Annotated in this window: 12 protein-coding genes; all 12 read right to left on the bottom strand. The window is 70.2% G+C overall.

What is annotated here, in order from left to right:
• Complete coding sequence (efp, locus tag ACIRU3_RS17645) at positions 1-567, bottom strand: elongation factor P (protein ID WP_404057142.1); 567 nt, start codon at positions 565-567, stop codon at positions 1-3.
• A 56-nt stretch (positions 568-623) separates the two neighbouring features.
• Positions 624-1,730, bottom strand: a complete 1,107-nt coding sequence (locus ACIRU3_RS17650) for an aminopeptidase P family protein (protein ID WP_404057143.1) — start codon at positions 1,728-1,730, stop codon at positions 624-626.
• A gap of 107 nt (positions 1,731-1,837) precedes the next feature.
• Complete coding sequence (locus tag ACIRU3_RS17655) at positions 1,838-2,701, bottom strand: Pro-rich N-terminal domain-containing protein (RefSeq protein WP_404057144.1); 864 nt, start codon at positions 2,699-2,701, stop codon at positions 1,838-1,840.
• A 237-nt stretch (positions 2,702-2,938) separates the two neighbouring features.
• A complete protein-coding gene (gene aroB, locus ACIRU3_RS17660) occupies positions 2,939-4,030 on the bottom strand; it encodes a 3-dehydroquinate synthase (protein ID WP_404057145.1) in 1,092 nt (363 codons plus the stop codon).
• Positions 4,027-4,509: a shikimate kinase gene (locus ACIRU3_RS17665; RefSeq protein ID WP_404057416.1), complete on the bottom strand. Its 483-nt coding sequence runs from the start codon at positions 4,507-4,509 to the stop codon at positions 4,027-4,029. Before ACIRU3_RS17665 ends, aroB begins: the two co-directional genes overlap by 4 nt.
• 32 nt (positions 4,510-4,541) lie before the next feature.
• Complete coding sequence (gene aroC / locus ACIRU3_RS17670) at positions 4,542-5,726, bottom strand: chorismate synthase (RefSeq protein ID WP_404057146.1); 1,185 nt, start codon at positions 5,724-5,726, stop codon at positions 4,542-4,544.
• A 177-nt stretch (positions 5,727-5,903) separates the two neighbouring features.
• Positions 5,904-6,743 carry a shikimate dehydrogenase gene (locus ACIRU3_RS17675; protein WP_404057147.1) on the bottom strand — a complete coding sequence of 280 codons (840 nt, stop codon included), beginning with the start codon at positions 6,741-6,743 and terminating at the stop codon, positions 5,904-5,906.
• Entirely contained in the window at positions 6,724-8,424 is a 1,701-nt protein-coding gene (mltG, locus tag ACIRU3_RS17680) for an endolytic transglycosylase MltG (protein ID WP_404057148.1), read from the bottom strand. The genes ACIRU3_RS17675 and mltG overlap by 20 nt, the downstream gene beginning before the upstream one ends.
• Before the next feature lie 124 nt (positions 8,425-8,548).
• Positions 8,549-9,013 carry a Holliday junction resolvase RuvX gene (gene ruvX, locus ACIRU3_RS17685; RefSeq protein WP_404057149.1) on the bottom strand — a complete coding sequence of 155 codons (465 nt, stop codon included), beginning with the start codon at positions 9,011-9,013 and terminating at the stop codon, positions 8,549-8,551.
• A 16-nt stretch (positions 9,014-9,029) separates the two neighbouring features.
• Positions 9,030-11,702: an alanine--tRNA ligase gene (alaS, locus tag ACIRU3_RS17690; RefSeq protein WP_404057150.1), complete on the bottom strand. Its 2,673-nt coding sequence runs from the start codon at positions 11,700-11,702 to the stop codon at positions 9,030-9,032.
• Positions 11,702-12,049, bottom strand: a complete 348-nt coding sequence (locus ACIRU3_RS17695; protein WP_404057151.1) for a hypothetical protein — start codon at positions 12,047-12,049, stop codon at positions 11,702-11,704. The genes alaS and ACIRU3_RS17695 overlap by 1 nt, the downstream gene beginning before the upstream one ends.
• Before the next feature lie 9 nt (positions 12,050-12,058).
• The gene (locus ACIRU3_RS17700; RefSeq protein ID WP_404057418.1) at positions 12,059-12,505 is read right to left on the bottom strand and encodes a DUF948 domain-containing protein; all 447 of its coding nucleotides are present in this window, start codon (positions 12,503-12,505) and stop codon (positions 12,059-12,061) included.

Consider the following 12,505-nt stretch of genomic DNA (forward strand, 5'->3'; position numbering starts at 1 on the left):
TTAGCTGTTCACCCGGCCGAGGTAGTCGCTGGTGCGGGTGTCGACCTTGATCTTCTCACCGGTGGTGATGAAGAGCGGGACCTGGATCTGGTGACCGGTCTCCAGGGTGGCGGGCTTGGTGCCACCGGTGGAGCGGTCGCCCTGGACGCCCGGCTCGGTCTCCGCGATGGTCAGTTCGACGGCGGCGGGCAGGTCCACGAACAGGACCTCGCCCTCGTGCTGCGCGACGGTGGCCGTGAAGCCCTCGATGAGGAAGTTGGCGGCGTCGCCGACGGCCTTGCGGTCGATGTGCAGCTGGTCGTAGGTCTCCATGTCCATGAAGACGAAGTAGTCGCCGTCCATGTACGAGAACTGCATGTCGCGCTTGTCGACAGTGGCCGTCTCGACCTTGACGCCGGCGTTGAAGGTCTTGTCGACGACCTTGCCGGAGAGCACGTTCTTGAGCTTGGTGCGCACGAAGGCCGGGCCCTTGCCGGGCTTGACGTGCTGGAACTCGACGACGGACCAGAGCTGGCCGCCTTCGAGCTTGAGCACCATGCCGTTCTTGAGGTCGTTCGTGGAAGCCACGGTTGCGGAATCTCCTGGACTGACGTACGACCCGGGGGCACGCGCACAGCGCGAGGCTAGAGCGCGAGCAGCTCCTTGGTCGTGATGGTGAGTAGCTCGGGTCCGCCGTCCGCCTCGGGGCGCACGACGAGCGTGTCATCGATCCGGACGCCGCCCCGGCCCGGGAGGTGGACCCCCGGTTCGACGGTGACCGGCACGCAAGCGTCCAGTTTACCCATTGCTGAGGGAGCCAACTGCGGGTCCTCGTCGATTTCGAGTCCGACACCGTGTCCCGTCAGCGGTGGCAGGGCTTCCGCATAGCCCGCGGAGTCCAGCACCTGGCGTGCCGCACGGTCGACCTCACGGTAGGCGGCGCCGGGCGCCAGGGACTCGCGTCCGGCGCGCTGGGCTGCGAAGACGAGGTCGTACAGCTCGATCTGCCAGTCGGCGGGCGAGGTGCCGATGACGAAGGTACGGCCGATCTCGCAGCGATAACCGCGGTAGGTGGCGCCCAGGCACACGGAGAGGAAGTCGCCCTCCTCGACCCGGCGGTCGGTGGGACGGTGGCCGCGGCGGCCGGAGTGCGGGCCGGTGGCCACGGAGGTCGGGAAGGCCGGCCCGTCGGCGCCATGGTCGACCAGACGTCGCTCCAGTTCCAGCGCCAGATGCCGCTCGGTGCGGCCGACCAGGATGGACTCCAGCAGCTCGCCGAGGGCCTGGTCGGCGATCTCGGCGCCGATACGCAGACAGGAGATCTCCTCCTCGTCCTTGACGACCCTGACCTGCTCGACGGCTCCCCCGAGGTCGGCAAGGCGCAACCCCGGGGCGACGGAGGAGACGGCTCTGTGGCGGGCGACGGTGAGGTGGTGTTCCTCCACCGCGAGGGATTCGGCACCCTGTGCCGTGGCAAGACCGGCTGCCGTGACCGCGGTGTCGCCGACCGGCGACGACGGGACATGCAGCGTCAGGGCCTCGTCGGGACGGCCCTCGGTCGGACGGTCCTCCAGCGGGCCGGCGCAGACCAGCAGGTCCTCGGTCCTGCCCAGCAGCAGGACAGCGCCCTGCGGGGCTGCGCCGGCGAGATAGCGGACGTTGGCAGGGCGAGAGATGAGCGCTGCCGCGGTGCCGGCCGCGTTGCAGCGTTCTCTGAGCTGGGCTCGGCGGGTCGCGTACACCTCTGACATGACACGAGCGTAGGAGTTTTGCCCGAGTTGTGCTGGTTGGTGGGGGCCGAGTGGGGTGGAAGCGGTGGTGGCTCGGGAGCGGGTGGTCGGGGGCCGGTCACCCCCGCTCACCAGCTCGGTGGGCTCGCTATGGCCCGTGCCAGGACGTCGTCCAGCACGTGAGCGGTCGCCGGGATGTCCAGCTGGGAATTGTCGATGATCGGCAGGCCCGAGCCGTACCAGCCGGCCATGCGGCCATGGATGCGGGCCACCTCCTCGTCGGTGAGGCGGCGATTGCCGGTGCGCTCGGCGTTGCGCTCCAGGACGATGTCGAGGCCCGGGAGGAGGACGACCGGGAGCAGGCCGGGCCCGACATGCCGTTTCCAGCCGCCGAGGCCCACGACGGGGCGGTCCGGGAAGACGGCGTCGTCCAGGATGCAGGAGATGCCGTTGGCCAGGAAGTTCCGGGCGGCGAAGCCGCAGGTGCGGCGGGCCAGGCGGTACTGGGCCTCGGAGTTGTCGTTCCACCCGGACTGCGGGTTCGCATAGCCCGAGCGGACCCATTCGCGTACGTCGTCCAGGCTGATGTGGGCGGTGGGCACCCGGCGGTGCTCCGCCCAGTACTTGGCCACGCTGGTCTTGCCCGCGCCCGCGGGGCCGATCAGCAGCACGGCGAGGGTGGTCGCCGTCGGATCGGGCACGGCTGCCGCGGCCGGCGGTGCCATGGGCACACCGACGGGGCCGCCCGGCGGCAGCGGCACATGACCTGTCGTGTCGGGCGGCGGCGGGGCGGGGACGTGCTGCGGGGGTGTGGGCGGCACCTGACCGGAGGGGGGTGCGGACCCCGCTCCGGGGAAACCGGGTGGCGGCGGGGGCGCGGGTGCGGGACCCTGCGGGGCGCCCGGGTGGTGCGCGGCCGGCGCCCAGCCGGCCTGCGGTCCCTGCCCCGACCGATGGGGCGGCGGCAGCGGAGACCCCACTGCGTGCTGCATCCGTTGCCACTCCGTCTCGTACACACATTTGGCGCTGGCAGGCGGGTGCGGAGCCCGCTTCCTACCGAACGGTACCGTCCCCGGCCGTCGTTTGGTGAAACGACCGGGGGCGGTCCGAAGTGCCCGAACCGGAAAGGGAATCGGACGGAAGGAACAGCGGGGCACGTACCGGCCCACTTCGCCGGAGGCGGCGCGGGGTACGGATCGGCCCACTTCGCCGTGGGCGGCGTGGGGTGTCTACTGGCCCACTTCGCCGTACGCGGCAAGGAGGACGGCCGGGTCAGGGCCCTCCAGGACGGTCGGTTTGGCCAGCCCGTCGAGCACGATGAAGCGCAGCAGGTCGCCGCGGGACTTCTTGTCGACCTTCATCGCCTCCAGCAGCTTGGGCCACTGGTCGTAGCGGTAGTGCAGGGGAAGGCCCACGGATTCGAGGACGGTGCGGTGGCGGTCCGCCGTCGCGTCGTCCAACCGCCCGGCCAGACGGCCGAGTTCGGCGGCGAAGTGCATACCGACCGCGACCGCCGCGCCGTGCCGCCACTTGTAGCGCTCGTTCTTCTCGATCGCGTGGCCGAGCGTGTGGCCGTAGTTCAGGATCTCCCGCAGACCGGATTCCTTCAGGTCGGAGGAGACCACCTCGGCCTTCACCCGGATCGACCGCTCGATCAGCTCGGCCGTGTGCGGACCCGCCGGAGTACGGGCGGCCTCCGGGTCGGCCTCGATCAGGTCCAGGATCGCCGGGTCGGCGATGAATCCGGCCTTGATGATCTCCGCGAGCCCGGAGACGTAGTCGTTGACCGGGAGCGAGTCCAGGGCGGCGAGGTCGCACAGGACACCCGCCGGCGGATGGAACGCGCCGACGAGGTTCTTGCCCTCGGCGGTGTTGATGCCGGTCTTGCCGCCGACCGCCGCGTCCACCATGGCCAGCACCGTGGTCGGGATCGCGATCCAGCGCACGCCGCGCAGCCAGGTCGCGGCCACGAAGCCGGCGAGGTCCGTGGTGGCACCGCCGCCGACGCCGACGATGACGTCGGTGCGGGTGAAGCCGGACTGGCCCAGCGCTTTCCAGCAGTAGGCTGCGACCTCGGCTGTCTTGGCCTCCTCGGCGTTGGGCACCTGGACGGCGACCGCCTCGTAGCCCTGCTCGGCGAGGTCCGCGCGCAGCGCGTCACCGGTCTCGGCCAGGGCCTCCGGGTGGATCACCGCGATCCGCTTGGCCTTCGGCCCGATCAACCCGGCCAGCTCGCCCAGGAGTTGCCGGCCGACCAGCACCTCGTACGGGTCCGTGCCCGCGGTGCCGGCGACCTGGATCCGGGTGACTGCCTCGCTCATGCTTCCTTCAACTCCAGTGCGTCCAGCGCTGCTTGGGTGACCTCATCGGGGGTGCGGCCGTCGGTCGGCACGACGGCGGTGGCGACCTCCTCGTACAGGTGACGGCGGGCCTCCATCAGTTCGCGCCACTGCTTGCGCGGATTGACGGCGAGCAGCGGGCGGGCCACGTTGAGGCCGGTGCGCCTGACCGCCTCCTCCACGTCCATGGAGAGGTAGACCACCCGCTGCCCGGCGAGCAGCGCGCGCGTGTCCGCGTCCAGGACCGCCCCGCCACCGAGCGCGAGAACGCCGTCGTGCTCGGCGAGCGCGGTGCGCACCGCGCGCTTCTCGATCACACGGAAGGCGGCCTCGCCGTCGTCCACGAAGATCTCGGCGATGGCGCGGTCCTCGGCGGCGACGATGTCGTCGTCGGTGTCCCGGTAGCCGACGCCGAGCCGCTCGGCCAGCAGCTGTCCGACGGTGGACTTGCCCACGCCCATCGGTCCGACCAGTACGACCGCAGGCACGGCGGTCACCGGATCTGGAGGTTGTCGAGGTAGGACTGCACGTTGCGGCGGGTCTCGGGGACGGAGTCGCCGCCGAACTTCTCCGCGACCGCGTCCGCGAGGACGAGCGCCACCATGGCCTCGGCGACGATGCCGGCGGCCGGCACCGCGCACACGTCCGAGCGCTGGTGGTGGGCCTGGGTCGCCTCGCCGGTGGCGACGTCGACGGTCTGCAGGGCCCGGGGCACGGTCGCGATCGGCTTCATCGCGGCGCGCACGCGCAGCAGCTCACCGGTGGTCAGGCCGCCTTCGGTGCCGCCGGAGCGGCCCGACGAACGCTTGATGCCCTCGGGGGTGGCCAGGATCTCGTCGTGCGCCTTCGAACCGGGCACCCGGGCCAGCTCGAAGCCGTCGCCGACCTCGACGCCCTTGATCGCCTGGATGCCCATGAGCGCGGCGGCCAGCCGGGCGTCCAGCCGGCGGTCCCAGTGCACGTGCGAGCCCAGGCCGACCGGCACACCGTAGGAGAGCACCTCGACCACACCGCCGAGCGTGTCGCCGTCCTTGTGGGCCTGGTCGATCTCCGCGACCATCGCCTTCGACGCGTCGGCGTCCAGGCAGCGCACCGGGTCGGCGTCCAGCTTCTCGACGTCGGCCGGGGTCGGGTAGACGCCGTAGGGCGCCTTGGCCGAGGCGAGCTCGACGACATGGGAGACGATCTCGATGCCGGCCGTCTCCTTGAGGTAGGAGCGGGCGACGGCGCCGAGCGCCACACGGGCGGCGGTCTCGCGGGCGGAGGCCCGCTCCAGGATCGGACGGGCCTCGTCGAAGCCGTACTTCTGCATGCCCGCCAGGTCGGCGTGACCGGGACGAGGACGGGTCAGCGGCGCACTACGGGCCAGGCCGGCGAGCACCTCCGGATCCACCGGATCGGCCGCCATGACCTGCTCCCACTTCGGCCACTCGGTGTTGCCCACCATGATCGCGACCGGGGAACCGAGCGTGAGGCCGTGCCGGACACCGCCCAGGAAGGTGACCTCGTCCCGCTCGAACTTCATCCGCGCACCGCGGCCATAGCCGAGCCGCCGCCGCGCAAGGTGGTCGGCCACCATCTCCGTGGTGATCGGCACGCCGGCGGGAAGCCCCTCCAGCGTCGCGACAAGTGCGGGACCGTGGGACTCCCCCGCGGTCAGCCAACGCAGCCTGCTCAACGGTGCTCCTCAGTGTTCGCGCCCGGTACTGCCCGGCGTACACGTGATCTCGTGTACGGCGACGGCGCTACCGGGTGCGCGACCCCGGTCCGCCACCTCCGATCCTCCCACGTCCGGGGCCGGTGTCCGGCCGCCGGTCCAGCAGACGGGACGGGGAGGCGGAACGGAAGGGGCCGTTCAGCGGGCCGCGAGCGCCTTCTCGCCGGCGTGCCGCATGGCCTCCAGAGGAGCCGGCGAGCGGCCGGTCATCTGCTCGACCTGGAGGACGGCCTGGTGGACCAGCAGGTCGAGGCCGCTGACTACGGCGCCGCCGAACATGGACCAGCGGGCCGCCAGACCGGTGGGCCAGGGGTCGTAGAGCACGTCGAAGAGGGTGGCGGGCCGCTCGGGGACGGCGGCGGCGAGCGCGTCCGTGGTGCCGGCGGGCGTGGTGGCGATCACCAGGGGCGCGCGCAGGGCCTGCGCCGCGTCGTCCCAGTGCGCCGTGCGGACCTCGACGTCCAGCCGCTCGCCCCACTGCCGCATCTCGGCGGCCCTGGCCTCGCTGCGCACATAGGCGACGACCTCGCCGGTGCAGATCCGGGCCAGCGCGGCCAGCGCCGAGGACGCGGTGGCGCCGGCGCCGAGGATGGCGGCGGAGCCGACCTGTTCGATGCCGTGCTCGCGCAGAGCGGCCACCATGCCCGGAATATCCGTGTTGTCGCCGATTCGATGTCCGTCTTCGGTGAAGACCACCGTGTTGACGGCGTCCACCGAGGCGGCCGTCTCACTGATCTCGTCCAGCAGCGGGATGACCGCCCGCTTCAGTGGCATGGTCAGCGACAGCCCCGCCCACTCCGGCCCGAGCTTCTCGACGAAGCCGGGCAACGCGGCCTCGTCGATCTGGAAGCGGTCGTACGACCAGCCGGTGAGCCCGAGCGCGTCGTAGGCCGCCCGGTGCAGCACCGGTGAGAGGGAGTGGGCGATGGGCGAACCGAGCACGGCGGCCCGGCGGGCGTCAGTTGCCCGAGGTGGCATTGAACTTGTCCTTGAGCTTCTCGAATTCGTCATTGGTCCTGGCGAATTCGGTGTTGTCCACGCCGTCGGTCGCCACGAAATACATCCACCCGTCGTGCGTCGGATTCAGCGCCGCCTTCAGCGCGTCCTCGCCCGGGTTGCCGATCGGACCGGGCGGAAGACCCTTGTGGGTGTAGGTGTTGTACGGGTTCGTGTTGCTGTTGATCTCCTTCTCGGAGATATGGATGTTGCTCGTGCCCTTGAGATAGTTGTACGTCGAGTCGAACTGCAGCAGCCGGTTCGTCTCGGAGTTGTTGGGCTTCAGACGGTTGTAGACCACTTCCGCCATCTTGCGGAAGTCGTCGTGCGTCTTGCCTTCGGCCTGGACCAGGCTCGCGACCGTGACGAGCTGGAAGGCATTGGTCAGACCCAGCGCCTTCGCCTTCGCCGGCAGGTCGTAGGCGGCGTATTTCTCCTTGGCCTGCGTGATCATCTGTTTCAGGACCGCATCGGGCTTCATGCCCTTCGCGGCGGGATAGGTACCCGGGAAGAGGAATCCTTCCAGCGGATCCTTGAGACCGCCGCCGTTCTGCGTCCAACTCGGCAGACCGAGGGACTTGTACTCCTGCTTGGCGATTTTCAGGGTGGTCCCGGAGGAAAGTTCGAGTTGCTTGTCGATGGCCTGATAGACCTCGCCATTGCGCTCGCCCGGCTTGACGAGGACATTGCTCTGGCTCTTCCGGTCGAGCATCAGCGTCACAGCGCTGGCGGCGGACATCTCCTTCTTCAGGAGATACGCGCCGGCCTGGATCTGGTCGCCCTTGGGGTTCACCCCCTGCGCGTGCACGAACGCATCTACGCTCTTGACGACCCCGGCCTCCTTCAGGCGGCGGCCGATCTCCCAGCCGCCCGCGCCCTTGGGGATCTCGACGGTCACCTTCTCGTCGGTGCCCTCGCCCGCGAAGTCCGGGGCCGCGCCGAAACGATTTTGGTAGTACTTGTAGCCGAAATAGCCGACCGTACCGAGGCCGCCGCCGAAGACCAGGACGACGACCATGCAGGCGCAGCCGGTGCGCCGTTTCTTCCCTTTGACGGGTTTCTTGCCTCGCCGTTCCCCTCGGCTGCTCCGGCTCGCGGCCTCGTCGTCCTCGTCATCGCCGCCACCTCCGGCGAAGAAGGCGTGTTCGCCCTGGTCCTCGCCCGGGTCCCAGCCGGTCTCCGGGTCCGGTCCCGGGCTGGGCTCGGGGCGCCTGCGGCCTGGCGGTTCCGGCGGCGGGTAGGCGTCCTCGGTGCCGTAGAAGTCGGGCTGTTCCCCGCCGTAGGCCACGGGCTGCTGGCCGTACGGGTCGCCGGGGTCGGCCGCGTACGGCACCTGGCCGTGGGTGCCGGTCGCGTCCCAGCCGCCCTGGTGGTACTGCTGCTGGCCGTGCGTCGCGTAGTGCTGTTCCTGGCCGGTGTACGGCTGGGCGTAGTGCGCCTGGCCGTGTTCGTCGTAGTACAGGTACTGCTGCTGGTCGTACCCGGGCTGCTGCCCCTGGGTCCAGTCGCCGTACTGCGGCTGCGGGTACTGCTGCTGTGGCTGGCCGCCGTAGGGGGACTGCTGACCCGCGTGGGCCTGCTGTCCTCCCCATCCGCCGTCCCCGTTCAACGGGTCCTCCGGATGCCACGGTTCGGGGCCAGGGCCCCGGCCATACTCAGTCATCGATCCCCTAGAGCCGCGAGGCCGACGGTCGCACGTCCGGTGGTCCAGCTTCCGTTCCGCCTCTTTTGCTGTACGGCGGCTGTTCGAACACCGCCGCATCGCGCGGAACGTTACCGTATCGCGATCAGATGACCACTTCGACGCCCTCGCCGGGTGCTTTACCTGACACCCGTTCGGATTCCAGGGCCTGCTGCAGGATGATGACGGCCGCGGCCTGGTCGATGACGGCGCGGCCCTTCTTGGATTTCACCCCCGAGGCGCGCAGTCCCTGACTGGCCGTCACGGTCGTCATCCGCTCGTCCACCAGGCGGACCGGAACCGGCTGGACGCCCTTGGCGAGTTCCTGGGCGAAGGAGCGGACCTTGAGTGCGGCCGGGCCCTCGCCCCCCTTGAGGGAGCGAGGGAGTCCGACGACGACCTCGATCGGTTCGTACTCCTCCACCAGCTGCCTGAGCCGGCGGTGGGCGGCCGGGAGGTCCCGGCCGGGGACGGTCTCCACCGGAGTGGCGAGGATCCCGTCGGGGTCGCACGAGGCAACCCCGATCCGGGCGTCCCCGACGTCGATCGCGAGTCGGCGTCCTCTGCGCATGTTTCCGACCGTTTCCTTACTTGGCCGTCTCGGCGACGAGTCGCTCGACGGCCTCGACGGCCTCGCCCACGGCCGCCGGGTTCTGGCCGCCGCCCTGGGCGACGTCCGGCTTGCCGCCACCGCCGCCGCCGAGGGTCTTGGCGGCGGTACGGACCAGGTCACCGGCCTTGAGTCCGCGCTCGCGGGCGGCCTCGTTGGTGGCGATGACCGTCAGCGGCTTGCCGTTGCTGACCGTGAACAGGGCGACCACGGCGGCCCGGCCGCCCTGGATGCGGCCACGCACGTCGAGGACCAGCTTGCGCAGGTCGTCGGCGGTCGTGCCGTCCGGGACCTGCCCGGTGACGACGGCGATCCCGCGGACGTCCTTGGCGGACTCCACCAGACCGGCGGCGGCCTGCAGGACCTTCTCGGCGCGGAACTTCTCGATCTCCTTCTCGGCGTCCTTCAGCTTGCCGAGCATGGTGGAGACCTTCTCCGGAAGCTCCTCGGGACGGCCCTTGATCAGCTCCTGGAGCTGGGCGACGACCGTGTGCTCACGGGCGAGGAAGTTGTAGGCGTCGACGCCGACGAGGGCCTCGATACGGCGCACACCGGAGCCGATCGACGACTCGCCGAGCAGCTTCACCAGGCCCAGCTGGGCGGTGTTGTGCACATGCGTACCGCCGCACAGCTCCTTGGAGAAGTCGCCGATGGTCACCACCCGGACCCGCTCGCCGTACTTCTCGCCGAACTCGGCGATGGCGCCCTGCTTCTTGGCCTCGTCGATGCCCATGACGTCGGCGCGTACGTCGAGGTCGCGGGCGAGCACCTCGTTGATCTTCTGCTCGACATCGGTCATCACGGCCGTCGGAACGGCGGCCGGGGAGCCGAAGTCGAAGCGGAAGCGGCCGGGCTGGTTCTCGGAACCGGCCTGGGCGGCCGTCGGGCCGAGCGCGTCACGCAGGGCCTGGTGGGTGAGGTGGGTGGCCGAGTGGGCGCGGGCGATGGCCTTGCGGCGCAGCCCGTCGATCGCGGCGTGGGCCTTGGCCCCGACGGTCACCTCGCCGACCTGGACGACGCCCTTGTGGACGTAGACGCCCGGCACCGGCTTCTGGGTGTCGCGGATCTCGATCACGGCACCGGAGTCGACCTTGATGCGGCCGGTGTCGCCGATCTGGCCGCCGCCCTCGGCGTAGAAGGGGGTGCGGTCCAGGACGATCTCGACCTCGTCGCCCTCGGTGGCGGCCGGGGAGGAGACACCGTCCACGAGGATGCCGACGATGGTGGTCTCGCCCTCGGTGTCCGCGTAGCCGATGAAGTCGGTCTCGCCGGCCTTGTCGGCGATCTCACGGTAGGCGCCGGCGCCGGCGTGGCCGGTCTTCTTGGCCTGGGCGTCGGCCTTCGCCTTGTCCCGCTGCTCCTTCATCAGGCGGCGGAAGCCGTCCTCGTCCACGGCGAGGCCCTGCTCGGCGGCCATCTCCAGGGTGAGGTCGATCGGGAAGCCCCAGGTGTCGTGGAGCAGGAAGGCCTTGTCGCCGGCGAGGACCGCGCCACCGGAGGCCTTGGTCTCGGTGATGGCGGTGTCGAGGATGTTGGTGCCGGCCTTCAGCGTCTTGAGGAAGGCGTTCTCCTCGGCGAGGGCGACGTTCTCGATGCGCTCGCGGTCGGTGACCAGTTCGGGGTACTGCTGACCCATCATCGCGATGACGGTGTCGACGAGGTCCTTGACGACCGGGCCGGTGGCACCGAGCAGCCGCATGTTGCGGATGGCGCGGCGCATGATGCGGCGCAGCACATAGCCGCGGCCCTCGTTGCCCGGGGTGACGCCGTCACCGATGAGCATCACCGAGGTGCGCATGTGGTCGGTGACCACGCGCAGGGAGACGTCCGAGCCGTGGGCGTCGCCGTAGGCCACGCCGGTCAGCTCGGTGGCCTTCTCGATGACGGCCATGGAGGTGTCGATCTCGTACATGTTCTGCACGCCCTGCAGAATCATGGCGAGGCGCTCCAGGCCGAGGCCCGTGTCGATGTTCTTGCTCGGCAGCTCGCCGAGGATCTCGAAGTTGTCCTTGCCGATGCCCTCGCCGCGCTCGTACTGCATGAAGACGAGGTTCCAGATCTCGACGTACCGCTCGTCGTTGACGGCGGGGCCGCCCTCGACGCCGAACTCGGGGCCGCGGTCGTAGTTGATCTCGGAGCAGGGGCCGCAGGGGCCGGGGACGCCCATGGACCAGTAGTTGTCCTTCATGCCGAGGCGCTGGATGCGCTCCTTCGGCACTCCGACGACCTCGTGCCAGATGCGCTCGGCCTCGTCGTCGTCCTTGTAGACGGTGATCCAGAGCTTCTCCGGCTCCAGGCCGTAACCACCCTTGTCCTGGGGGCTGGTGAGCAGCTCCCAGGCGTGCTTGATGGCGCCTTCCTTGAAGTAGTCGCCGAAGGAGAAGTTGCCGCACATCTGGAAGAAGGTGCCGTGGCGGGTGGTCTTGCCGACCTCTTCGATGTCGGGCGTGCGCACGCACTTCTGCACGCTGGTGGCACGCGCGAAGGGGGGCTTGACCTCACCCAGGAAGTAGGGCTTGAAGGGCACCATGCCGGCGGGGACGAGCAGCAGAGTCGGGTCGTCCGCGATGAGCGACGCCGAAGGGACGACGGTGTGCCCGCGCTCCTCGAAGAAGCTCAGCCAGCGGCGGCGAATCTCGGCCGACTCCATCAGTGGTCCTCATTCCGGTTGTACGAGTACGTCGTGTTCTCGATGTACTTCGGGTTGCTGCGGTTGTTCTCGATGGCGGTGTAGCCCCGGGACGCGGGAAGTTCGGGGCTGTCGTGGATGCCCAGCGCCTCCTCCAGCTCGGCCTCCCGCTGCGCCATGTTGTCGCGCACGTCGAGCGCGAAGCCGACCGCGCGGTCCTTCAGGCGCTGACCGGTCTCCAGGGCCTTGTTGGCCGCGGTCGCGGCGAGGCTCTCGGGGGTGAGCTGCTTCAGCTTGCGGTTGACCTTGGTGGTGGCCCATACACCGGCGGCGACACCCGTGGTGAACCAGAACGTACGGCGGAACATCGCTAGGTCTCAGTCCCTCTTTCCGCGGAGGTTTCGCTTTTCCCGCCGCGCGGCCGGGACCGGCCGGCCCACGATCACGGTACGCCTGGGCTCCTTGGCGGGCACGTCCGACTTGCGGCCGCCCAGGGCCCGGCGGACGCCGTAGCCGAAGGCCGCGACCTTGACCAGCGGGCCGCCGAACGTGGAGGCGACGGTGGTCGAGAGCGCGGAGGCGTTCGACGTGACCTCCTGGACGTCGGAGGCGATCGCGTCGACCCGCTCGATCTGGGTCTGCGCTGTGCGCACGGCCGCGGAGGCGTCGGCGAGCAACGGCACGGCCTGGTCGGTCACGTCCGCCACGAGCTTGGTGGTCGCCTTGAGCGTCTGGGCCAGCCTCGCCAGTGCGACGGCGAGGAAGGAGACCAGGATCGCCCAGAAGACGGCCACCAGGATCCCGGCCACCTCTCCACCGGACAC

Source organism: Streptomyces sp. NPDC101151 (assembly GCF_044768335.1).
In the GTDB taxonomy this organism is placed as follows: Bacteria; Actinomycetota; Actinomycetes; order Streptomycetales; family Streptomycetaceae; genus Streptomyces.

Coding starts and splice junctions, on each gene's coding strand:
- mltG (WP_404057148.1), bottom strand. CDS start 8,424: ATGACTGAGTATGGCCGGGGCCCTGGCCCCGAACCGTGGCATCCGGAG.
- ACIRU3_RS17655 (WP_404057144.1), bottom strand. CDS start 2,701: ATGCAGCACGCAGTGGGGTCTCCGCTGCCGCCGCCCCATCGGTCGGGG.
- alaS (WP_404057150.1), bottom strand. CDS start 11,702: ATGGAGTCGGCCGAGATTCGCCGCCGCTGGCTGAGCTTCTTCGAGGAG.
- ACIRU3_RS17695 (WP_404057151.1), bottom strand. CDS start 12,049: ATGTTCCGCCGTACGTTCTGGTTCACCACGGGTGTCGCCGCCGGTGTA.
- ruvX (WP_404057149.1), bottom strand. CDS start 9,013: ATGCGCAGAGGACGCCGACTCGCGATCGACGTCGGGGACGCCCGGATC.
- ACIRU3_RS17665 (WP_404057416.1), bottom strand. CDS start 4,509: ATGGGCGTGGGCAAGTCCACCGTCGGACAGCTGCTGGCCGAGCGGCTC.
- ACIRU3_RS17650 (WP_404057143.1), bottom strand. CDS start 1,730: ATGTCAGAGGTGTACGCGACCCGCCGAGCCCAGCTCAGAGAACGCTGC.
- ACIRU3_RS17675 (WP_404057147.1), bottom strand. CDS start 6,743: ATGCCACCTCGGGCAACTGACGCCCGCCGGGCCGCCGTGCTCGGTTCG.
- aroB (WP_404057145.1), bottom strand. CDS start 4,030: ATGAGCGAGGCAGTCACCCGGATCCAGGTCGCCGGCACCGCGGGCACG.